The sequence below is a fragment of the Paenibacillus sp. J31P13 genome (assembly GCF_056269295.1).
This window is the reverse complement of sequence record NZ_JBWDNR010000002.1, coordinates 370708-394220: the sequence shown is the minus strand read 5'-3', so window position 1 is coordinate 394220 and position 23513 is coordinate 370708. Positions and strand designations below refer to the sequence as shown.

23 protein-coding genes are annotated in these 23513 nt (G+C 42.5%); 1 reads left to right on the top strand and 22 read right to left on the bottom strand.

Annotation, left to right across the window (positions count from 1 at the left end; all coding sequences use genetic code 11):
- Positions 1 to 53 precede the first annotated feature (53 nt).
- The 4 genes from AC0YOD_RS08030 to AC0YOD_RS08015 all read right to left on the bottom strand — a co-directional run bounded on the left by AC0YOD_RS08030 (position 54) and on the right by AC0YOD_RS08015 (position 5949).
- Entirely contained in the window at positions 54 to 2366 is a 2313-nt protein-coding gene (locus tag AC0YOD_RS08030; RefSeq protein ID WP_475798751.1) for a helix-turn-helix domain-containing protein, read from the bottom strand.
- Positions 2367 to 2412: 46 nt separating this feature from the next.
- Positions 2413 to 3291: a carbohydrate ABC transporter permease gene (locus tag AC0YOD_RS08025; protein ID WP_475798750.1), complete on the bottom strand. Its 879-nt coding sequence runs from the start codon at positions 3289 to 3291 to the stop codon at positions 2413 to 2415.
- A gap of 15 nt (positions 3292 to 3306) precedes the next feature.
- Positions 3307 to 4215, bottom strand: coding sequence for an ABC transporter permease (locus AC0YOD_RS08020; RefSeq protein ID WP_475798749.1), 909 nt, complete (start codon positions 4213 to 4215; stop codon positions 3307 to 3309).
- A gap of 93 nt (positions 4216 to 4308) precedes the next feature.
- Positions 4309 to 5949 carry a type 2 periplasmic-binding domain-containing protein gene (locus AC0YOD_RS08015; protein WP_475798748.1) on the bottom strand — a complete coding sequence of 547 codons (1641 nt, stop codon included), beginning with the start codon at positions 5947 to 5949 and terminating at the stop codon, positions 4309 to 4311.
- Positions 5950 to 6436: 487 nt separating this feature from the next.
- Here AC0YOD_RS08015 and AC0YOD_RS08010 point away from each other — a divergent pair, with 487 nt between their 5' ends.
- Entirely contained in the window at positions 6437 to 6619 is a 183-nt protein-coding gene (locus AC0YOD_RS08010; RefSeq protein ID WP_475798747.1) for a hypothetical protein, read from the top strand.
- Between the two features lie 330 nt (positions 6620 to 6949).
- On the opposite strand, the gene AC0YOD_RS08005 is transcribed toward AC0YOD_RS08010, so the two are convergent.
- The 18 genes from AC0YOD_RS08005 to AC0YOD_RS07920 form a co-directional block, all read right to left on the bottom strand.
- Positions 6950 to 8041 carry a prephenate dehydrogenase gene (locus AC0YOD_RS08005; protein ID WP_475798746.1) on the bottom strand — a complete coding sequence of 364 codons (1092 nt, stop codon included), beginning with the start codon at positions 8039 to 8041 and terminating at the stop codon, positions 6950 to 6952.
- A gap of 4 nt (positions 8042 to 8045) precedes the next feature.
- Positions 8046 to 9143: a histidinol-phosphate transaminase gene (hisC, locus tag AC0YOD_RS08000; protein WP_475798745.1), complete on the bottom strand. Its 1098-nt coding sequence runs from the start codon at positions 9141 to 9143 to the stop codon at positions 8046 to 8048.
- Between the two features lie 213 nt (positions 9144 to 9356).
- Positions 9357 to 10166 carry a tryptophan synthase subunit alpha gene (gene trpA / locus AC0YOD_RS07995; protein WP_475798744.1) on the bottom strand — a complete coding sequence of 270 codons (810 nt, stop codon included), beginning with the start codon at positions 10164 to 10166 and terminating at the stop codon, positions 9357 to 9359.
- Positions 10153 to 11358 (bottom strand): tryptophan synthase subunit beta, encoded by a 1206-nt coding sequence (trpB, locus tag AC0YOD_RS07990; protein ID WP_475798743.1) that lies wholly within the window; start codon positions 11356 to 11358, stop codon positions 10153 to 10155. The genes trpA and trpB overlap by 14 nt, the downstream gene beginning before the upstream one ends.
- A complete protein-coding gene (locus AC0YOD_RS07985; RefSeq protein ID WP_475798742.1) occupies positions 11355 to 12032 on the bottom strand; it encodes a phosphoribosylanthranilate isomerase in 678 nt (225 codons plus the stop codon). Before AC0YOD_RS07985 ends, trpB begins: the two co-directional genes overlap by 4 nt.
- Positions 12029 to 12829, bottom strand: a complete 801-nt coding sequence (gene trpC, locus AC0YOD_RS07980; RefSeq protein WP_475798741.1) for an indole-3-glycerol phosphate synthase TrpC — start codon at positions 12827 to 12829, stop codon at positions 12029 to 12031. The genes AC0YOD_RS07985 and trpC overlap by 4 nt, the downstream gene beginning before the upstream one ends.
- A complete protein-coding gene (gene trpD, locus AC0YOD_RS07975; protein ID WP_475798740.1) occupies positions 12816 to 13880 on the bottom strand; it encodes an anthranilate phosphoribosyltransferase in 1065 nt (354 codons plus the stop codon). The genes trpC and trpD overlap by 14 nt, the downstream gene beginning before the upstream one ends.
- Positions 13877 to 15448, bottom strand: coding sequence for an anthranilate synthase component I (trpE, locus tag AC0YOD_RS07970; RefSeq protein WP_475798739.1), 1572 nt, complete (start codon positions 15446 to 15448; stop codon positions 13877 to 13879). Before trpE ends, trpD begins: the two co-directional genes overlap by 4 nt.
- Positions 15449 to 15810: 362 nt before the next feature.
- Positions 15811 to 16179, bottom strand: a complete 369-nt coding sequence (aroH, locus tag AC0YOD_RS07965; RefSeq protein ID WP_475798738.1) for a chorismate mutase — start codon at positions 16177 to 16179, stop codon at positions 15811 to 15813.
- Between the two features lie 5 nt (positions 16180 to 16184).
- Positions 16185 to 17279 (bottom strand): 3-dehydroquinate synthase, encoded by a 1095-nt coding sequence (aroB, locus tag AC0YOD_RS07960; protein WP_475798737.1) that lies wholly within the window; start codon positions 17277 to 17279, stop codon positions 16185 to 16187.
- A 2-nt stretch (positions 17280 to 17281) separates the two neighbouring features.
- On the bottom strand, positions 17282 to 18451 hold the full coding sequence (gene aroC, locus AC0YOD_RS07955) for a chorismate synthase (RefSeq protein ID WP_475798736.1): 1170 nt from the start codon (positions 18449 to 18451) through the stop codon (positions 17282 to 17284).
- 200 nt (positions 18452 to 18651) lie between these two features.
- Positions 18652 to 18819, bottom strand: a complete 168-nt coding sequence (locus tag AC0YOD_RS07950) for a hypothetical protein (RefSeq protein WP_475798735.1) — start codon at positions 18817 to 18819, stop codon at positions 18652 to 18654.
- Between the two features lie 67 nt (positions 18820 to 18886).
- Positions 18887 to 19672: a CheR family methyltransferase gene (locus tag AC0YOD_RS07945; protein WP_475798734.1), complete on the bottom strand. Its 786-nt coding sequence runs from the start codon at positions 19670 to 19672 to the stop codon at positions 18887 to 18889.
- A gap of 29 nt (positions 19673 to 19701) precedes the next feature.
- Complete coding sequence (ndk, locus tag AC0YOD_RS07940) at positions 19702 to 20145, bottom strand: nucleoside-diphosphate kinase (protein WP_475798733.1); 444 nt, start codon at positions 20143 to 20145, stop codon at positions 19702 to 19704.
- A gap of 29 nt (positions 20146 to 20174) precedes the next feature.
- The gene (locus AC0YOD_RS07935) at positions 20175 to 21149 is read right to left on the bottom strand and encodes a polyprenyl synthetase family protein (protein ID WP_475798732.1); all 975 of its coding nucleotides are present in this window, start codon (positions 21147 to 21149) and stop codon (positions 20175 to 20177) included.
- Between the two features lie 8 nt (positions 21150 to 21157).
- Positions 21158 to 22006 (bottom strand): menaquinone biosynthetic enzyme MqnA/MqnD family protein, encoded by an 849-nt coding sequence (locus AC0YOD_RS07930; protein ID WP_475798731.1) that lies wholly within the window; start codon positions 22004 to 22006, stop codon positions 21158 to 21160.
- Positions 21969 to 22643: a UbiX family flavin prenyltransferase gene (locus AC0YOD_RS07925; protein WP_475798730.1), complete on the bottom strand. Its 675-nt coding sequence runs from the start codon at positions 22641 to 22643 to the stop codon at positions 21969 to 21971. Before AC0YOD_RS07925 ends, AC0YOD_RS07930 begins: the two co-directional genes overlap by 38 nt.
- Complete coding sequence (locus AC0YOD_RS07920; RefSeq protein WP_475798729.1) at positions 22637 to 23512, bottom strand: UbiA-like polyprenyltransferase; 876 nt, start codon at positions 23510 to 23512, stop codon at positions 22637 to 22639. Before AC0YOD_RS07920 ends, AC0YOD_RS07925 begins: the two co-directional genes overlap by 7 nt.
- Between the last annotated feature and the right edge of the window lies 1 nt (position 23513).

The following is a 23513-nucleotide window of genomic DNA, read 5'->3' as shown; positions in this document are numbered from 1 at the left end:
TCGATTCATCCTCTCGCTTTTTCCAGATCCCTTTAATAAGCTAAAATCAAGATCTAATTTGCTAGCTCATCATCTATTCTGCTCTTTCTAAATTGGCCTGGGGTAACACCCTCATACTTCTTAAATACCCGCAATAGCGACTGACTATTAGCAAATCCACATTGCTCTGCTATCATATGAATGGCCTCTTCACTGTCTAGTAAAAACTGCTTCGCTCGCTCAACCCTGCGTTGATTAATAAAATCGATAAAGTTCTCGCCCGTCTGCTCCTTGAAAAAACGCGATAAATAAGTCGGATTAATATCGAACACGAGTCCAATGCTAGTTAAGCTAATATTTAGATCACTAATATTGTTCAAAACATGTTCAACAATACGACTTTTCAAATCGGTATTATGACTTTTTTTCTTTTGTTGCAAATAATCACATATTGTTTTCAAGAAAGTAAGAATCGCTTCCTCCATCTCGGCCATTGTCTCACAATGCGAAATATGTGTGACAAGCTCAGATTTGACGTCTGCGATTTCTCGCGTGCCAAGCTGATATTGCTCAACTGCTTTAAGCATCGTGCCGAGCAATTCAAACATAAGCAACTTACCCATCTGAAGTGATAATGTTCCCTCAGCAAAATTAGCAATGAGCACCTTTTGCAATGTTTCGGCAGCTTCTTCATACTCACCAGTACCGATATAATTAATAATTTGTCGTTCCAAATCTAGTGGATAGTAATATTCATTTTTCGGATGCTTAATTGATTCGAACGCTATAATTTGATTTGAGCCTAGTACCAGCTTGTATTCAAGCGATTCCGAAGCCTCTTCATAGCATTTAGCTATTGAGGACCACAGCGGATGAATAGAACTTACGCCAGCTGTGAAACGCACAAAAAATCTTTCCTCTATAAAGCTTTTAGCCTCGGCAACCATTTGAAGCAGTTGCTTTTTAACATCCTTCTTACTAATGTCAGTATTAATTAAACAAGCAATCATGCCATCAATTTCAGTAAAATAAACATCATGAGAGCTAGCTAGCAGCTCCTCCAATATATTCGTAATAATCAAATACACAAATTGATATTTCTTCTCCCGGTCCAAACCATGATTCGCCTGAAACAATGGTGAAAAATCTTCGATTTGTACAAGTAGCACCGCAAAATGATCTGTCTTAAACCGCAAATTATGTGCTTCAATCGCATGGAAAAGTGCAGAGGCAGTATCCACTCTACCCTTGAGCAGACGAGTAAGAAATTGATTGCGCAGCACGATTCGCTGCTCCTCTAACTGTTTATTGGCCTCATCCTGAATAGCCGCACTTTCTGTCATAAACGATTGCAATATCGCAAACTCATTCGGCATGGACTTCAGATTTATTTTCACTTTGGTTGAAACAAAATTCATCATATTCTGAATGGGCGCATAGTTTTTTCTAGTCATCCAAAAGGCGATAAAGCCGCCAAGCCCTAGACATAGCAATATGGATACATAGATTAAAGTCTTTAGCATTGATACTTTGGCCAAATATACCTGCTTAGGCATGACCGAAATATAAGTCCACTCGGTATCATCAGATTTCACATAGGAAATAGCCACATTATCACCTTGAATCGACTCAAGTAAGAAACCTCTTGATCCAACCATTCGATCCAGAGGCAACGCAGCTAATTTTGACTTCGTTCCTGTTTTCATTACAATATTGCCGTCGCGATCCAAAACATATACAATGCTATTGTTAGCTAGGCCAATTTGAGAAATAGCTGTAAAAAATCGTTCCTCATTAAGTATGACTGCTAACGTACCGGGAGACTTATTATACTCCTGTAGCGGCAAGGACTGCATATAGACTAAGGAATTTTGGTACTGCTCCTCAGCTTCATTCAATGCTAGAAAAGTACCATGATCCGCTTGCCTAATCCTCTCTAGCCATCGCTCATAGCTCACTCCAGAGTTTTTGTGCAACCGATCAAATAAATCATCTGCCGACAAATAAGTCCCGGTTGTAATAGCATGATCGTTCGCATTTAGATAAATATAGGTATCTGTAATATTACCATTAGCAAATGTAAACGATCTTAATGTAGATATAATATTTATATTAGCTAATCTAGCTTCTGCCGTATTAAAGGTATCTCGATTCAAATGGCTAATGATAGTCGGCTCAAATGAAAGCTGAGTACCCAGACGCCTAATATCGGTCACTTGATTATCAATAAATTGCTGTACCTGATTAAGCAGTACATCATTCGATTTACGCACTTCCTTGATCAACATGCTTTGTGATTGCAACAAAACGATCAAGGTAATTAGTATTGGAATACATAATACAAATAAGTATGAATATAACCAAAACTTAAAAACCTTTCGTTTCATAGTAATCCTCCATCACCTGAGCCTAGCTCGTTATATTAGCAAGCAGTTATTCTTTTACCGCGCCAATCATAACTCCCTTTGCAAAAAAACGTTGCAGGAATGGATAGACTAGAAGAATTGGAAGCGTTGCCACGATTATTGTAGCATACTTTATGCTTTCTCGGACACCCTCCTGATCGGACGTGGCACCTCCTAATTGCATCGAATTCGTGTCATTCAAGACAAGAATCTCGCGCAATATAAGTTGCAAAGGAAAAAGCTCACGATCGCGAATGAACAACATTGCATTAAACCATGAATTCCAGTGCGCCACACCATAATACAATATCATTACCGCAATAACCGGCATAGATAACGGCACTACTATACGGAATAGAATACCAAACTCACCCGATCCATCAATTTTTGCAGATTCAATTAAACTTTCTGGCAGCGCCTCAAAGGATGTACGCATAATAATCAGATTCCAAGTACTCACTGCTGCAGGAACAATAAGCGCGAGCAGACTATTCCCCATATGCAGCCAGTTATTAATTAATAGATAAGTAGGAATTAGACCGCCGCTAAAATACATCGTAAAAATAATTGCGAGCATAATTGGTTTGCGCAGCATAAACCTTCTGGATAAGCCGTAAGCACCCAATGCTGTAAAGAGCAGGTTAATAAAGGTTCCCGCGATCAGTATGATAAACGTATTCAAATACCCACTAAAAATATTAGGATTTTTCAAAACCCGTATATAAGCATCCCAGTTAAAGCCCAGCGGAGCCAAAAGCGGCCCCTGATGAGCAATCAATCGATTGGAGTCACTGACGGATGCCATAACCACATGATAAATCGGATATAAAGTAGCAACAACAAGCAATAGCATTAGAATGGTATTGAAAATTGTGAAAATCCGGTCCGCAGTAGATGTTTCTTTCATCGTATAAATCCTCCTCTACCAAAGCTTGCTCCCAGATACACGACGAGAGAACCAGTTGGCACTAATAAGTAATACTAGGTTAATAACCGCTTGGAACAAGCCAACCGCGGATGTAAAGCTATAATCCTGTCCTTCTGCAATACCTTTACGATATACAAAGGAAGAGATAATATCTGCAGTTTCATACGTATTCGCGTTATACAATAGGATAACTTTTTCGAAGCCGATATCCATTAAGCCACCGATGCGCAGAATGAGCAAAATCATTATAATCGGAATTAGGCTTGGTAACGTAATACTCCACATTTGCCTAAATTTACCTGATCCATCCACTTTAGCTGCCTCATACAATTCAGGATTAATTCCACTTATCGCCGCTAAGAAAATAATTGACGACCAGCCTAGCTCCTGCCATATCCCTGAGGCTACATAGATCGTTCGGAAATTTGCAGCATCCGATAATAATGTAGTTCGTTGGCCACCGAAAAACTCAATGATTGCACTAATAACGCCATCACGATTAGTGAAATCAAGAAGAATTCCACAAATAACGACCAATGAAATAAAATGCGGCAAATACGTTACCGTTTGAACGATATTCTTGAAAAACTTCATTCGAACTTCATTCAAAAATATCGCCAAAATGATTGGAGCAGGAAAACCGAATACTAGCGAATATATACTAAGCAATAAAGTGTTACGTAGTACACGCCAAAAATAAATACTATCAAAAAAGGTTTGAAAGTTTTTAAAACCTACCCATTCACTTCCCATAATTCCTTTGGGAATACTAAAATCTTTAAATGCAATGATCGAACCATACATTGGCAAATATTTAAAAATAAAATAATATAATATAACTGGTAATACCATCAAATAAATGGCTTTATTCTGCACTAAGTCTCTTTTTAGTTTTTTTAACATGGGACCTACTCTCACCTCCTGCGGTATCTATAAATAAGAAGAAACGTTTTATCTTAAGAAACTGGCGGAGGGATTCCCCTCCGCCCTTAACCATTAACGGTTTTGGAAACGATCAAAAGCTGCTTGTTGAATTTCTACTGCACGTTCGATTCCCATTTTCTTAAACTGCTCTGCTGCTTGATCATAGCTTTCAATCGTGGATGATCCCATGATTACTTTTGTAACAACTTCATCGCGGTAAGTGTTAACGTCAGCCATAATTTTACCGAATTCAGATGCTTCCTCAGGTGTCATTGCGATTGGAGGCAATAGGACAGATGCAGCATTGTTTGAGTATTGTGCGAATACTTTAACGGCATCCTTCTGTGCATCAAGTGTATAATACTGATCGTTGTAACGGTCATCGTCAGTTCCAGGGAATGGATAGTTGGCAATAAAGTATTTAGCCATTGCTGAACCTACTGCCAATTTGTCAGAGTTATTGAGAATAAGATCAGTGTATACTGGCTGACCATTCTCAAGTGTGTAGGTCTCGCCTTCGATACCGAAGTTTTTCAGCATCGCGCCTTCTTCGCTAATCAAATAATCAAGTGCTTTTATCGCTTCTACAGGGTTTTTAATTTTGCTTGAGAATAGTGCACCTACATTTGTATAATCCCATCTTGTATCTGTAAACTTAGGCTCATCACCCTTATTAAGAACTGGATATTGTACAGCCTTCAGCATAGCTTCAGGATTAGACTCTTGCATTGCCGGCAGCCATGACCCAATGTTTCCACCAATATAGGCATAAGCTGCTGCTGCTTTACCGGAAGTCATTTTAGCATCTTTCGCTTTACCATCGTTAGTAGCATAGTCCGGATCAATCAATCCTTCTTTATACCATTGCTGCATACGAGCTAAATAATCTTTATAGCCAGGCTGAATCGGTCCATATTGAACTTGATTGCCTTCCATATAGAACTCTTTTCCTACACCATAAGCACCCAAAAAGTCTGTGACGCCTAGTCCTTTTTCAGCTGTATAAGGAAATATTCCCTTTGCTTCTTTTATCGAACGAAGCACATGCTCCCACTCGTCAATCGTTTCAGGTACTTCCAAATTAAGCTCTTTTAACCAATCTTCACGAATGACTTGACCAGAAAATGTTCTATACTTACCATATTCTCCAACTTTAAAGTTAGGAAATACATAGATATCGCCATTATCTGCTTTAATTTGCTTTGCGATCAATGGATTTTCATCCAATACTTTTTTCAAGTTAGGTGCATGCTCATCTATTAGATCGTTAAGTCTCATAATAACGCCATCTTGATACAGCTTAGCTGGACCGCCCTGAAAGATGGACATCTCCGAAATAATAAGGTCTGGATAAGCGCCTGAAGCTATCATTACTCCAAATTGCTGCTGTATATCAGCTGCCGTACCTGTCGGATGCTCAAACTTAAATTTCACATTTGATTTCTTTTCCCATTCTTTAACCATCGCTACATCGCTTAAGCTTTGGACAACGGCTTGAGCATTTCCGTTAAGCGGAGTCCATACTGATAAATTAGTCGGTCCTGCTGCTGGCTCTTTGGAAGCATCCTTAGTGCTACTATTGTCAGTAGTTGTACCGCCTTGGTTACTTGAATTGTTTTTCGTCCCTCCGTTGCTGCAAGCAGCAACAAGACTACTAACTAGCAATACTACCATTAATACAGCAATTACCTTCTTTGAAAATAACATCTTCATACTGTATTCCCCCTCATTTTTATCGTTTATGATGCACGCAACCTTTGGCACATCCTAGTTTGAACAATAGTAGATTTGAATAAATCTGTATATTTCGAACTTTTGAAACCGTATACATTTTTACACAATTTACGATTAGCATTTCTTGACTTCATTCACTTATATTGATAATGAATGTCATAAAGCCTGATATTAAGCGAATGATAATCGAATTTCTGATAAACTTACATAATTTCTAATAGTGTTCCTGCAAAACTATTTCGAGCATTTTTTAAAGATAATATTTGTATTCTAATGCCTTCAAATAAAACAATGAAGCCTATTGTTGTAAATGAATTCAGATAGATAGAAGAGGAGAGTATTAGATTTGGCTGTAAAAAATACTCTGGATTATAAAGAAAATTATGAAAAAGAAATCGAGGCAATTGGATACATAAGACAAAGTAACGAGCGTGAAGACAAAGAGGATATTTCAGAATGAACACAAATGGCTAAGAATAAACACTTTTGTGATAAAAAAGTTTTTATTCTTATTCATAAATCATTTTCAAAATTAAATGTGGATATTTGTTCTACTGCTGAACTACTAGACTTTAATTCTCCAACAGGCAGAATGGTTGCAAATATCCTAGTAAATTTAAATGAATACTTTAGATATCAAGTAAAATAATCGATGAAGCAGATAACTCGCTTAGCATTATCCAACAATTACAGAACGAATCTAGAACATAGATCTTTCAATTCAGAATATATATTTGATAATTTCCACATTCACCAAAGATGAAGTGAACAAAATTTTAGTAAACTTATGAAATAAGACGAGATCCTTATCTACAAAAAAAAACCACCCCGAAGGGTGGCAGCGCTCATGTTGAGGGCTATAGTTTTGGATAGGAGTGGAGAGAAACCATACTGTACCTTTATTATATGTATACGCTTCCAATATGTCAATAACTATTTTGTAAACGCTTTATAACATGATTTGAAAAAAACGTACACCTTAAAGGTGTACGTCATATCCATTAGCGGAGAGAACTACGACTGCTTGATCCAAATATTCTTGACTGCGGAACGACAGTCTAAGAATTCCCGGAACATCTTCCCTGCTCTCAATAATGTGAATGTTGCTTAAGTTAATAAGACTTTCCCCAAGCTGACTTGTAATTTTACCAATAATGCCTGGGTGATCCGGTACATCTACATAACAATCATATGCAGAATGAATCATGCCTTTGCGTCTTTCAGGCATCTTGCTGCGGAATTGTCCTGCTTCTTGGAAAGCCTTCACGACGGAATCTCCATCTTCGTTCTCCAGCATGGTGGCGAATTTCTCCGTCTCCTTGCTCCAATCACGAAGCAGCTTAAGCAATACACTTCGATTATTAATCAAGATATCACGCCAAACAATGGGGTCACTTGAAGCGATTCTCGTAATGTCTCGGAAGCCTCCGGCAGCGAGTGACTCATAAAGATCATTTCCTTCATTGTAGCCTCTCACTTGGTTCACAAGAGACACAGCGATCATATGAGGAAGATGACTGATCGCGCCTACAATCTCATCATGCTCCTTCGCGTCAACTTGTACAATATTAGCTTTCGTGTGACTTAGGAGCTCCACTAAACGCGCTACCGCTTCCGGGGGCGTTTTCTCTTCTGTCGTGAGTACATAAAACGCATTCTCATATAAATGCGAGCTAGCCGCTTCGACACCAGAGCGTTCTGAACCAGCCATAGGATGACCGCCGATGAATACGGCATCACCAAAATCAAGTCCGCTTGCGCAAGCCATGATCGAAGCCTTCGTACTGCCTGCATCCGTAATAATACATCCTGGCTTAAGTTCAAAAGTACTTAACTGAATAATATATTCCTCTAAGTTGCCAACAGGAACGCAAACAAATATAAAATCCGCTTGCTCTGCCGCTTCTTTCATAGACGTCGTTGCAAAATCAACGACACCGCGTTGCATGTATTTCTCAACTTGAGAAGGACGATTGGAATGCCCGATTACCTTAATATTCGGCTTGCCCTTCAAACAAAGAGCAATAGATCCTCCAATCAATCCAACTCCAAAAATCGCTACTGTTGTCATAACTTTATCCTTGCACCGCCGCTTCCAGCAAAACTTGCTCTAAAGCAGCAATAAATTTTTCATTTTGCTCGCTTGTACCAATTGAAATTCGAACATAATTTGGATATTTTGTCCAACGCGCTCTTGAAATAATGCCGCGGCGAAGCAAGGCGTCAAATACTTCATGAGATGGACGCTTGGCATCAAACATAATAAAGTTTCCGTAAGCAGGGAAATAGCTTAAGCCCAAGCGATCAAATTGTTCGCTAAGATACGCAATTCCTTGCTTATTTTGATCTTTGCAGAAGTTAATAAAAGCTTTATCTGCCAACGCTTCTTTCGCTGCAGCTTGAGCAGCTCGGGATGTATTAAATGGCTCGCGAACCTGATTAATAAACCCAATAGTTTCAGCAGGTCCAACACCATACCCAATTCTTAGCGAAGCAAGACCATATATTTTGGAGAAAGTACGAAGTACCGTCAAGTTGCTATGTTCTTTCAGCAATTGGACGCCATCCGGAAATTCTGGATCATCAATAAATTCGCCATAAGCTTCATCCAATACGACAAGCACATGAGGCGGCACTTGTTTTAGGAAGGCTGACAATTCAATCTTGGTCACAATTGTGCCCGTTGGATTATTCGGGTTGCAGATCCAAATGATTTTTGTACGGCTGCTTACCTTAGACAGCATCGCTGACAAATCATGCTTGCCTTCGTTCAATGGAACCTCAATGATATGAGCATTCTCAATCTCAGCATTATGCTTGTACTGTGAGAAAGTCTCATCTCCCATAATCGTTTCGTCACCAGGTGCTAGAAATGCCCTGGCAATCATCAAAATAATATCACTTGATCCTGTTCCAAAAATAATTTGGTTGGTCTCAACACCAAGCTCCGCTGCCAATGCAGCCGTCAGCTCAACGCTTGCTCCGTCAGGATAAATATTTGTATTTCCCATTTCTTGAATAGCAGCAGCTTTCGCTTTCTCTGAACATCCATAAGGATTTTCATTAGAAGCAAGCTTAATGATTTCATTTAATCCGAGCTCCCGCTTTACATCTTCAACCGGCTTTCCAGGCTGATAGACGGGAAGGTGGATGATATTACTTTTAGGCTGCATGAGCCGTTCACCTCTTTTTATTTGAGTGGTGTTCTTTCTTCCATACCATTCATTGTCTCATATCTGTATGACGTTTTAAAGTGTTTTTCCAGTGACAGGGAGCTCCTAACAAGAATGAAGCTTTTATGTGATCCCATTTTAAAAAAAGACATGCTGAATCGCTAAATAAAGAAAGGAGGTGCATCTCTGCACCTCCTTTCTTCCATTTAACATCTAGCCTTTCAGCTGAGCAACAAAATCACCAATCTTCTTCAACCCCGCTTCGCGATTTCTCTCGTCATTCAGCAGCGGAATGGCATCCTCTATGGTACGAACAATAGCGCTTCCTACAATGACACCATCACATTGCTTCGCAAATCGAGCAACCTGCTCATGATTCGATATACCAAATCCTACACAGATAGGCAGATCAGTTGCATCGCGCACTGTTGCAAGAAACTCGTCAATGCCTGTATGGAAATCTGCTCTCACACCCGTAACCCCAAGTGAGGAAACGCAATAAACGAAGCCCTTTGCTTTACGTGAGATACGCTCAACACGCTCTTTGGAGGTTGGGGCAACAAGCGGAATGAGATGAACATTAGCCGCATCTGCAAGTGCTCTAACTTCTTCATCCTCTTCCATTGGCAAATCAGGAATAATAAGTCCACTTATGCCTTTGCTGTGGAGCAGATCGAAGAATGCTTCCAAACCAAACTGAAATACCGGATTAAAATAAGTAAATAAAATAAAAGGAAGTTTAACTCCTGAATCACGTGCGTCCTCAGCGACCTGAATACAATCTCTAATCGTAATTTGATTGTGGCGCAGCGCACGTTCCGATGCACGCTGGATGACAGGACCATCTGCGAGAGGATCGGAATAGGGAACGCCAAGCTCAATCATATCAGCGCCAGCCTTCTCAAGTGTTTGGATGATGGCAATTGAAGTTTTAAGATCTGGATCACCCATTGTCACGAAAGGAATTAGCGCTGTACGCCCTTCCGCTTTTAAGCTTGCAAAGGTTTTATCAATGAGATTCATGCTTTTCTACCCCCAAATAACCCATGATTGCTTCTACGTCCTTATCACCGCGTCCGGATAAGCTGACGACGATCACTTTATCTTTTCCTAGTGTTGGTGCAAGCTTCACCGTTTGTGCGATGGCATGCGCGGATTCTAGAGCAGGAATGATTCCTTCTGTTCGCGACAGCAACTGTAGAGCATCCAATGCTTCTGCATCCGTAATCGGCACATAATCCGCACGACCCGAATCTTTTAGGTAAGAATGCTCTGGACCGATACCTGGATAATCTAGTCCAGCTGAGATAGAATGTGCCGGTTGAACTTGACCATGCTCATCCTGCAGCACATAGCTCAGTGAGCCTTGAAAAATACCATGACGTCCCTTTGTCATCGTTGCTGCATGCTCAATCGTATCCACACCGCGGCCAGCTGCTTCAACACCTAGCAATTTTACGCTGTCATCATTAACGAACGGATAGAAAATCCCCATAGCGTTACTGCCGCCGCCTACAGCTGCTACAACATAATCAGGCAATCTGCCTTCTTCTTTCAAGATTTGCTCACGCGACTCATCACCGATAATGCGTTGGAAATCCCGAACAATCATTGGATAAGGATGTGGACCTGTTACTGAACCCAAAATGTAATACGTATCTTCTACGTTGCTCACCCAGTAACGTAGTGTTTCATTACATGCATCCTTAAGTGTTCTCGTACCTGATAGGACAGGCACAACTTCTGAGCCAAGCAATTGCATACGGAATACATTAAGCTGCTGGCGCTTCATATCCTCTTCGCCCATGAACACCTTGCATTCCAATCCTAGTAAAGCAGCAATTGTCGCAGAAGCAACACCATGCTGCCCCGCTCCTGTTTCTGCAATAATTTTCGTTTTACCCATCCGCTTAGCAAGTACGCCTTGCCCAATTGTGTTGTTAATTTTATGTGCGCCGGTGTGATTGAGGTCTTCACGCTTTAAGTAAATTTTCGCTCCGCCCAGCTGTTCGCTAAGACGCTCTGCGTAGTAAAGGGATGTTGGTCTACCCGAATATTTATGCAATAAATAACGAACCTCATCTTGAAAAGCCGCGTCTTTCGAATAATGTGCGTATGCTTCCTCTAGCTCGAGCAATGCATTCATCAATGTTTCAGGTACATATCTGCCGCCAAATTTACCAAAGCGTCCATTTTGATCGGGTACTTGTGTCATATCTCCATCACCTTTCCTACAAATAATCTTATTTTATCTATATCCTTGCGTCCATCGGTCTCTACGCCGCTTGAAACATCTATGCCGCCAGGTGAATACTGGCTTAGCAGCTCCTGTATATTACCCTCATGCAGCCCGCCTGCCACATAAAGAATGATATTTAACGCTTCGGCTGCTTGTTTATAGGCATGGATCGCTTCCCAGTTGAAGGTATGGCCGGTTCCGCCACCTGGCGCATCAATCAGTACCGCATCAACAGCATTCTTATAAGGATAAAGCTGTTCCATTGCGGTCTTACTATCATTTCCCTCGACATAATCTTTCACCGAGAAAACCTTCCATACTGCAACACGAAGCTCCTCACGTACCTTTTTGCAAAAGCCAGCTTCTTCATTGCCATGCATTTGCACGACATCAAGCGGTGCATCTTCTAAAATTGTACGGATATTATCGAAGGATTCGTTAACAAATACGCCTACCGTCTGAGGTCGTACGCCATCAGAAACTTTCAAGCGATGCACAGCGGCGATTAGTTCCTTTGCTGTCAATGCATCGACCTGCCGCTTGCTTGGCGCGAATACGAAGCCAATCTCATGAATCGGCAAACCTTCCATTGCTTCAATTGTTTGAACATCCTTCAATCCGCATATTTTGATACGCGGCGCTTTATTCATCGAACATTCACCGCGCCCATAAGCTCATTAACGGAGGCTTCCACATCATCATGCCGCATAAAGTGCTCGCCGATCAGAACACCATGCGCGCCAATTGACTCTAAATAGTCCATATCAGGCTTTCCAGCAATTCCGCTTTCACTAATGACCGTAACATCCTTAGGCATCATGCCAATCAAGTCCTCTGTAGTCTTAAGATTGGTAACGAAGGATTTCAAGTCGCGATTATTAATGCCAATCAGCTTTGCTTTATCCAGCTGAAGAACGCCTTCGAGTTCCTCTTGATTATGAACCTCAACGAGTACATCAAGACCAATCGATTTCGCCAAATCATGATATTCGCCTAGCTGTGCTGGTGTAAGAATCGCTGCAATTAATAATATCGCATCTGCACCTATTAAGCGTGCTTCATAGATTTGACGTGGATCAATCATAAAATCCTTACGCAGAAGCGGTAATTTCACTGTATCCCGCACGGTTTGCAGGTAAGCATTCGACCCTTGGAAATAATCGCGATCTGTCAGTACAGAAATACAATCAGCCCCTGCAGCTTCATAAGCAGCAGCAAGCGAAGCAGGATTAAAATCTTGGCGAATCAATCCCTTAGAGGGAGAAGCCTTCTTCACCTCAGCAATAAGACCCATATTTCGATTACGACCTGATACCGTTAATGCCCGCTCAAATCCACGACACGGGTCCATTTTAGCGATTTCCTTCTCGACCTCTTCAAGGTTAAAATGGAGGGATAACGCTTCAACCTCAATTTGCTTCGTTGCTACAATTTTATCCAGAAACATGTGCAAACTCTCCCGTCGTTTGAATAAGTCTCTCTAATTTCCGCTGTGCTTTGCCTGAATCAATTATTTCAGCCGCTATCGCCGCGCCCTCGCGAATCGATTCTGCTGCTCCGCCAACATAAATACATGCTCCTGCATTTGCCAATACAATATCTCGATAAGCACCACGCTGCTCTCCAGCGAAAATGGCTCGAATAAGCGCTGCATTCACTTCCGGTTCGCCGCCCATTACATCTTCAATCGGCCAACGAGTGAGTCCTAGCTCCTCTGGCGTCAAATCATACGTACGAACTTTTCCGTCTAGCAGCTCCGATATTTGAGTTGGAGCAGATATGCTAATCTCATCAAGACCATCATGACTGCTGACGACCATTGCACGCTTCAAACCAAGCTCCCCGAGCACCTCTGCGACTGTCGCCGTTTTGGATTTATCATACAAGCCAAGAAGCTGTCTATCAGCGCCTGCTGGGTTTGTAAGCGGTCCAAGCATGTTGAATATAGTTCGAATGCCAAGCTCTTTACGCGGTACTGATGCATGCCGCAAAGAAGGATGATAGAGCTGTGCAAACATGAAGCAAATGCCGATCTCGTTCAAGCACATAGCGGCTTGCTCAGGTGAAATGGTGATCTGTACGCCAAGTGCCTCAAGCACATCTGCACTTCCAGTCTTGCCAGACATAGCCCGATTGCCATGCTTGGCAACTCGAATGCCTCCAGCTGATGCAATAATAGAGGAAGCTGTTGAAATATTGAATTTATGGATACCAGAGCCTCCGGTACCGCAAGTATCCAGCAAGCCCTCCTGCTCGGTATGAACATGGCTGGAGTGAGAGCGCATCGCTTCCGCAAAGCCCGTAATCTCATCCTTCGTCTCGCCTTTCATACGCATTGCAGTAACAACGCCTGCGATTTGTACGCCTGTAGCTTCACCGTTCATAATAATGTTCATGATCGTGTTTGCTTGCTCTCTCGACAGATCCGACCCGCCAATAAGAAGGCTAAGCGCCTGCTGCATGGTGATTGCTGCTCCTGCTACTCCTGCATATGTCATTTTCCGAGCTCCTCTCCAGCCTTAGCGTAATAGTCCGAATTTATGGAATTATAGGCATAAGCTTGGTTTTGAGGCTTTGCGAAGATCGCTTCCGCGGTTCGTATTGCCATCAAGCTTCCTTTTGCCTTGTTCACCGTCTCCATATACTCGCTTTCAGGAACGGAATCCCATACAATACCTGCTCCGGCCTGTACATACGCTCTGCCGTTTTTGAAAATAATCGTACGAATCGTAATACATGTATCCATTGTGCCGCCGAATCCTAGATAACCGATTGCTCCTGCATAGGCTCCGCGCGCTTCGTTTTCCAGCTCCGCTATAATTTCCATCGCTCTTAGCTTTGGCGCTCCTGATACAGTTCCTGCTGGGAGGCATGAAATGAAAGCATCAAAGAAATCCTTGTCCTTATGGAGCTTTCCTGAAACGTTGGATACGATGTGCATCACATGCGAATAACGCTCAATTTCCATGAATGAATCACATTTCACCGAACCAAATTCGGAGACACGGCCAATATCATTGCGTCCAAGATCAACAAGCATAAGATGCTCAGCGCGTTCCTTCTCATCGGCCAGCAGCTCAAGCTCCAGCGCTTTATCCTCTTCCGGTGTTTTGCCGCGCGGCCTTGTACCTGCGATTGGTCTTGTTTCGACGTGATCGCCATCAACCTTCACAAGCGCTTCTGGTGAGGTTCCAACAATAACCTCTTCACCCATTTTCAAATAGTACATATAAGGTGATGGATTCATTGTCCGAAGAACACGATATACATGCAGCGGATCGATGTCCGTTTCAATACTAAAGCGTTGGGACAATACCACTTGGAAAATATCGCCGGCGCGAATGTATTCCTTCGCCTGCTCAATATTCGAGATGAATTGTTCCTTCGTTACGTTGGATTCAATATCTTTTAATTCAAGATCAACCTGCACCGAAGGGCCTGTTGTAACAGGAATTGTCACGGGCTGCTGAAGCCGCTCAATCGTTGCATCCAACTTAGCAACTGCTGCTTCGTACGATTTTGTGATTTCTGAGTCTGTTGCGGCATCAGGAATATGCACGTTTCCTACTATTTGAAGCTGCTGCTTAAAATGATCAAACACGATAACCTGATCACAAAACATAAACTGCATATCATTCATGTTCAGATCATCCACACGATGTGCCGGTAGATTCTCATAATATTGCAATAGATCATATCCAAAAAATCCGATTGCTCCGCCTGTAAACGGCGGCAGATTAGGTATAGACGGACTGCGGAAGGAGCGTAAATGAGCTTTCAAAAGCTCAAGCGGCTTATCATGCAGGGAATGCTTTTGTCCCTTGCGCTCAAGTATCATTTCGCCATTCTTTCCGTAAAGCATCATGAAGGGATCCGTACCGATAAATGAATAACGTGCCCATTTGACGCCGCCCTCTACACTTTCTAACAGAAAAGCATGATTTTCCTTTGCAAAATGTTGAAAAAGTCGAATTGGCGTTTCCGTGTCGGCCATCATATAACGAACAATTGGAATTAAGTTATACTGACCAGCCAAATGTTTAACTTGCTGCAGTTCATTTGTCATTCCGAATAACCTCCTTATGTATTTTTTATCTATATAGGTACAAAAAAAGCTCCTGCCTGAGCAGGAGCGTTGGTTTAGATGATGACGAAAGTGTGTAAGCGGAAAAAGACATAATCGCCTATACGGTGAAGCAGCACTTTTACCATCCCATGCGCATGTACGCAAAAAGATCGTTCAGCTCCTTCTATCAAAACCGCAATAGTCAATTACTCTGCTCTGCTTTGCTCAACTAGTCTCGACTCATCTCAACTCAGCTCAATAACCTGCTCTTCTACTCTCACTTACGCTATTCAATATACAACACCGAACGGACATACGTCAATATAAGCTCTGATTATTTTAGAAGCTGAGTTGCAATAAAGTTAAGATTTGGACAGATCAGGACGCAGTGTTTGTGCGCCATTCAAATAGACATGACGAATTTCAGCTTGCGTTTTGTCTGTATTGATATGAACCATAAGTCTGATGCAACGTTCAAGACTTCCCTTAACAGGCACCTCTAGTGCGCACATTAGCGGTACAAGTTCCCAACCTGCCATTTGGCGGATTGCACGTGCTGGAAAGCTCTCATCAAGATCTCCAGTAACGGTAATAAACACGCTGCAAATATCATCTGGAATGATTGCATTATCGACAACAATCTTATTTAACATTTCGATTGTAGCGTTCAAAATAGTCTGTTCCTCGTTCACATCAACGGTAATCGCACCGCGAACTCCTCTAACACTCATCTTCATTAACCCTCCAGCTTCAATTCCTCTACAATCTCACGTATCCATTGCACAGGAACATCAGATTTGATTTCAACCTTGCCTATTGCAGTGGGAACAACGAATACCATTGTTCCTTCACTAAATTTCTTATCATGCATCATGGCATTCATAATTGCATCAACGTCAAAGTGCGCGGGTAAACGAGTCGGAAGACCGGTCTTCTCAAATACACGCTTCGTTACCGTGTACACCTCTTCAGGCGCTCCATAACGCACCCCAAGCTTAGCCGAACCAATCATGCCGATTGATATAGCTTCACCGTGCAGAAGCTCATTATAGCCTGCTACCGCTTCTAAGGCATGACCAATCGTATGACCCAGATTCAATATAGCCCGCAGACCGTTTTCTCGCTCATCCTGTGATACAACAGTTGCCTTTACGCTGCTGCCTTTGAATAACGCATAACCCAATGCTTCAGGATCGAGCGCAAGCAAGCGTTCCGCATTCTCCTCGCACCAATCCACAAAGCTTTCATCCCAAATAAGTCCATGTTTGATTACTTCAGACAAGCCAGCCTTGACTTCTCTTATAGGCAAAGTTTGTAGCGTATTCAAATCATACAATACGAGCTCCGGCTGATGAAAGGCTCCGATAATATTTTTGGCAAGCGGATGGTTGACTGCTACTTTGCCGCCAACACTGCTGTCATGCGCCAAAATCGTTGTCGGAACTTGAACGAATTTGATTCCTCTCATATATGAGGCTGCGACATAGCCGGCAAGATCACCAACTACTCCTCCGCCTAAAGCAACGATGGTAGACTTGCGATCAAGTCCTGCCTCTAATGCTTTCGTCACGAGATGCTCCAGCATGCTGAGTGACTTCGATTTCTCACCTGAGGGAACAACGACGCTAACCGTTTGAAAGCCTCCTTTTGCAAGCTCAGCTTCGAGCACCTGCAAATGTGACTCCGATAAATTAGTGTCTGTAATAATCATAAGCGGTGATTTAGTACTAATTCCGTTCTTTATGAAATAGGCAGAAGCCTCTTGCAAGAGACCTTCACCGAAATAAATGGGATAAGAGCGGTCACCTAGATCGACTGTGAGCTCACGCATACTTAGTACCGTCCCAACTGATCAAGATAATTGTTCAAGTTAGCACGGATTTCTTCAATGGAGTCTCCTCCAAACTTCTCAAGAAACGCCTTGGCAACTTCCCAAGCGACAACATGCTCCATAACTACACTTGCAGCCGGTACTGCGCAGCTGTCAGAGCGTTCTACTTGAGCAGTAAACGGTTCCTTCGTATCAATATCCACGCTGCGCAAAGGCTTATACAGCGTTGGGATAGGCTTCATAACACCGCGAACAACAATCTGCTCACCATTGGTCATACCGCCCTCGAAGCCGCCAAGACGATTGGTTGCACGATGATAGCCACGCTCTGCTTCATACATGATTTCATCATGCACCTGCGAGCCGCGAAGCTTAGCAGCTTCAAAGCCAATGCCGATTTCACAGCCTTTGAAAGCATTGATTGAAACAACGGCTTGCGCAATGCGGCCATCCAGCTTGCGGTCCCACTGCACATGGCTGCCAAGACCGATAGGAACGCCTTCAATGATACATTCCACGATACCGCCGATGGAATCACCTTCGGCTTTAATTTGATCGATGTAATCCATCATCTTCTGTTCCGTTTCCTTGTCCACAACTCGAACAGAGGATTCCTCCGTCAGACGGATCAAATCATCAACAGGCAATTGATTAGCAGGCGCTTCGATTTCTCCAATGCGAATAACTTGTCCAGCTACTTTAATGCCGAACTCAGCAAGAAATTGACGAGCTACTGCACCAACTGCAACACGCGCAGCCGTTTCACGAGCGCTTGAACGCTCCAGAACGTTACGCAAATCCTTCAAATCATATTTCAAACCACCGTTCAGATCGGCATGACCTGGACGAGGACGATTCACACGACGCTTCTCTTCATCGCTGCCTTCAATAGGCTCAATATTCATGACCGACGTCCAATGCTTCCAGTCATTATTAGCGACAATAACAGCTACTGGCGCACCTGTCGTTCTACCATGACGCACGCCTCCAACGATGTTCGCTGTATCTTTCTCGATCTGCATGCGACGGCCACGACCATGACCCTTCTGGCGACGATGCAGCTGGAAATTCAATTCTTCAAAATCAATTGTCAAATTGCTTGGCAAGCCTTCAATTATAGCTGTTAATTGGGGACCATGTGTTTCTCCCGCTGTCAAATACCTTAAACTCAATCAAAGCTCCTCCTTCAAGCAAGTCTATAAGCGCCTGCTATGCTTTACTGCACTAAACATCTTTGCTCATTATAGTACAGCGCTTCAGGTTTGACAACAATTTGCAATGTCTTCCCGAGGCTTCTTGCTCACAAAAAGAAGCCAGCTTAACTGCCTTCAAAAAGAAGACAATCAAGCCGGCTTCGGCTATCTGCACCTAATTAACTGCTTACTGACTTTTTCTCAAGCAGCTTTGTGCTATCGATCATTAACGATGGGTCATTAACAAGCCTTGTCATCTGTCCGCTGTCCACACCAATAATTTGCGCGCATTCTTGAATGGAAATAAAACCACACCTATAGGCCGCAATTACTTTACGCTTATCCATCTGCTGCTTCATCCTCCAAGTCGTTTGCATTATGACTAGTATTGGAGAAGAAAGAAATCCATATACATTACATCCCGATTCGTCTGTAAAAAAAAGTATCAGCAGTCTCAAAGCCATACTGCGCAGGAGAGAAGATTTGTTCCGTACTGCCAACGAATAGAAGTCCGCCGGGTTTTAATGCCTTAGCAAACTTATGATAAAGCAGGTGCTTCGCTTCTTCGGTAAAATAAATCATAACATTGCGGCAAACGATTAAATCGAATGAACTATCGAATGTATCATGCAATAGATTTTGCTGCTTAAATGATATAAATTGCTTTAAAGAATCTGAAATAAGGAATGCCCCGTCAGCCTGTTTAAAATACTTTTGACGACTAGTTGGGGGAACATCTCGGAGCGAACGCTCCAAATAGCTGCCTGTCATTGCCTTTTGAAGCACATTCATGTCTAAATCAGTCGCTAACAACGAGGATCGCTGCAGCGCGCCAAGCTCCGACAGTATCATCGCAAGAGTGTAAGGCTCCTCACCCGTCGAGCATGCGGCACTCCAAATCTTAAGACGTGAGCTTGCGCTCATCATCTCAGGCAAAAACCGATTTTGAAGCACCTCCCACCGGGAAGGGTTTCTCCAAAACTCGGATACATTGATCGTCATCCGGTCCAAAAACTCATTCAATAAGCTTTTGCTCTGCTCAATAGCCTTCCAGTATGCTTCAAATGTATCAAACCCATGCTTGGATCTCAGCGTCGTTAGTCTGCGTTTCATTTGAGCTTCCTTGTACTGAGACAAATCGATGTCGGTCTTTTGCTTTATCCGAACTATAAATTGTGCAAAATCACGATCCTCTGGCATTGTTTCCTCCATTGCTGACAAGTTATGTTTTAAATCCAGCGTTGAATCGTATGTTCATAATCGATAAGCTCGTTTGGCGAGAAGAAAATACCGATTTCTCTTTCTGCATTCTCTGCCGAATCCGAGCCATGAATTAAATTGAAGTTGGTATGCACAGCAAAATCAGAACGAATCGTTCCAGGGAATGCTTCAACCGCATCCGTCTTACCGATAAGCGCTCGAGTCAGAGCGATGACATTGTCTCCCTGCCACACCATTGCAAACACAGGACCTGATGTAACAAACTCAAGCAATGGCTCATAGAACCCCTTGCCTTTATGCTCAGCATAATGCGTTTCAGCAAGCTCTTTGCTGATCATCATAAATTTAGCTGCGGATAGCTGTAGTCCCTTTCTCTCAAACCTCGATACAATCTCACCTATTAATCCCCGTTGTATACCGTCTGGTTTAATCATCAGAAACGTTCTTTCCATCCATAACCATTCCTTTCTAATTTCAACTATTAATAATTGCGTTTTCCAACAAAATGCGCGATATCAATCAGATTCTTCTTCGCTGTTATATTAGGTAATCCCTCTAATGCAAGCAGTGATTTTTTGATGTAGCGATTAGCAAGCTGATCTGCTAAGTCTCCACCCTTGCTTTTACGGATAATATCAATGGCCCGGCTGGCATCCTTTTGTCCGCCATACTCTTGAATAAGAGCAATTTCTTTGAGAAGCGATTCTCGAATGTTAAGATCCTTTAATGCTAAAATAACCGGTAATGTAATATTGCCTTGTCGCATATCGGAGCCAGGCGGCTTACCGATCTGCTTCTCAGTTCCGTAAAGATCCAATAAATCATCGCGTATTTGAAAAGCCATACCCAAGTTATAACCAAAACGGTAAAGCTGATTAGCCGTCTTCTGATCTGCACTAGCTGCAACAGCACCAAGCTGACAGCTTATTGCAATGAGAAGCGCTGTTTTACGTCTTATTCGAAGCAAATAATTTCGAATGGTTTGATCCGTATTGAAGAAATCGCGAATTTGTTCCATTTCTCCAATACACATTTGAACAAGCGCATTCGATAAAATTTGATGGATTTGCGGATTCGGTAGACCAGCCGCGATCGATAGTGCTTTGCCATGAATATAATCTCCTGTATACATGGCAATACGGTTATCCCACTTCGATTTTACAGTCAGCTGTCCACGTCTTGTTTCAGCATCATCAATGACATCATCATGAACCAGAGATGCCATATGTATCAGCTCAAGAGGCACAGCAATCTGCTTCATCACATCAAGCTGATAGTCGCCAAACTTACCCGAAAGCAAAACAACAACGGGTCTGATCCTTTTCCCGCCCGCTTTGAGCAAGTGTAAGGAGGCTTCACTCAAGAGCACATGGTCATCTGACACGCTGCGCTCTAGCTCATGCTCTATTTGATTGAGATCACCTTTCATCTTTGCATACAAGTCAAGTAGTTTCATTCTTTCACCTATTGGGCAGATTGGTCTTCAAAAAAAGTAAGCTCCACATCGTTCGTAAGCAAGTTCAACTGCTTCGAATAGTTAAAATACAACTTTAATCCCTCTTGCAGCTTGCTCCCAAAATCATATTGAAGCGATTTAAAATACCCCTGCCAGTATGTCGATTTCCCACCAAGCTGTGAACAAGCATTTTCAATTAACGGATTTAAATGATCTTTATTATATTGTTTGCTCGCAATTAGTGACTTATATACAGCATGTACATCTTCGGGAGCTTGCATGACAATTTCTTTGCGTGCTGCAACCACAGCATATGTCATACCGAGCCCTGTCCACTCATTCCATAATTGACCCAAATCTATGACATGCAGACCATGGTTACGCCATGAAGCTTCAATAGCTGGATCTCCAATGATGAGAGCGGCATCCGAATTCTCTAACATCTTGTCAAGAGAAGGCTCAGCACGAACATATTCCGGATTGCATTCAAAATACATACTCATAATAATTTTCAATAAATGAGTAGACGTTGCAGACGCCGTAGTGACTGCAATGCTTTGAGGTCTTTTTTCTTCTATCGGTCGTTTCAAAAATAAAAGGATGGAATTCACCTTGCCAATTGAACCCACTGACAACTCTGGCAAGAGTACATAATTTTCTGCATTTTGTCCATAAGAGAAGGACGAAATCGCTGATATATCCAGTTCGCCTACCTGAAGCATTCGATTTAATTCAGAAGGCACACGTGAAATTACCTCATAGTTGCTCGAAATCATTCGCTCTTCTAAACCATGAAAGAGTGGCCATGCATTTGCGTAATCAATTCTTCCGATGGTGATCGGGCGATTCATGCCCATTCTGTTCATCTCCCCATCTTCTGTATAAATGATGATCAATGCCCATGTTGTCTAATACTTTACCAACTAGAAAATCAATCATTTCCGCCATCGATTGTGGCTTATAATAAAAAGCGGGCATAGCTGGAATCATTTTCACACCTAAACGAGAAAGCTTAAGCATATTCTCCAAATGGATCGCATGCAGCGGTGTTTCCCGAGGTACAAGCAAAAGATTCCTGTTTTCCTTAAGCATTACATCTGCTGCTCTTGTCAGCAAATTATTTGAACTGCCCTGAGCAATAGAAGCGAGCGTACCCATCGAGCAAGGAATAATTGCCATTCCTTGTACTCGAAAAGAGCCGCTCGCGATGCTTGCACCTATGTCTGCGTTAGGATGAAAAATAAGTGTGCCATTCGCAATTGCCTCACTAAAATGCTGCTCAATCGCAGCTTGACGGCGGCTGGTTTCCCAGCCTAATTCTTCTTTCAGTACTCTCCAGCCAGCCTCAGTAATAACAAGATGAACCTCGTAGCTTAACCGAAGCAGCTCTTGAATGAGTCTGATGCCATAAATAGAGCCGCTTGCACCGGTAATGCCTACAACCCAGCGCTGCGTCCAGTTTGCTTTTCCTGCGCTCACGCTCTCCATTACCATTTGTTAAACACCAGTAAATCGGCAATCGTAAATAGAAACAGTACAACGCTTAGTGTCCCATTCATTCCGAAAAAGGCGGTTTGAACTCGGGAAAGATCATTAGGCTTCACTAACCAGTGTTGGTAGAACAATAAAGCAATTGAGATTAGCGTGCCCAAAAGATACATCCAGCTAAGCTCCGTTAACCAAAACAGTGAAATAAATCCGATTGCTGTCACGACATGCAAGGAGCGAGCGATCCAAAGGGCGCCCTTAATCCCAAATCGTGCAGGAATGGAATGCAAGCCTGCATTACGGTCATATTCGAAATCTTGTGTCGCATAGATAATATCAAAGCCAGCAATCCATAATGCTACTGTAATATAAAGCAGCCACGCTGCAAGATCAAACTGCCCAGTAACCGCAACCCAGCCCCCAAGAGGAGATAATCCAATTGTAAAACCGAGTACGATATGACATAGCCAAGTAAATCTTTTTGTATACGAATATAAAACCAGAAGTGCGACAGCGATTGGCATCAATTTGAGCGCAATTGGCGCCAAGTTAGCCGTTGCTACAAACAACAAAACGAATGAAACAATAATAAATAGCAAAACCTCAGCGGATTTAAGCAATCCTGCTGGAAGAGCACGCTTCTCCGTTCGAGGGTTACGAAGGTCAATTGCTTTATCAATCAGACGATTCAAGCTCATTGCTGCGCTTCGTGCACCAAACATAGCAAGCGTAATCCAACCAATCTCTGCCCATGTTGGGAGCCGTTGTTCCATGACTACAGTGCCTAAAATAGCACCCATAAAAGCGAATGGCAATGCGAAAACAGTATGTTCAAACTTTATCATTTCAAAAATAATGCCGATTTTGCGAATCATT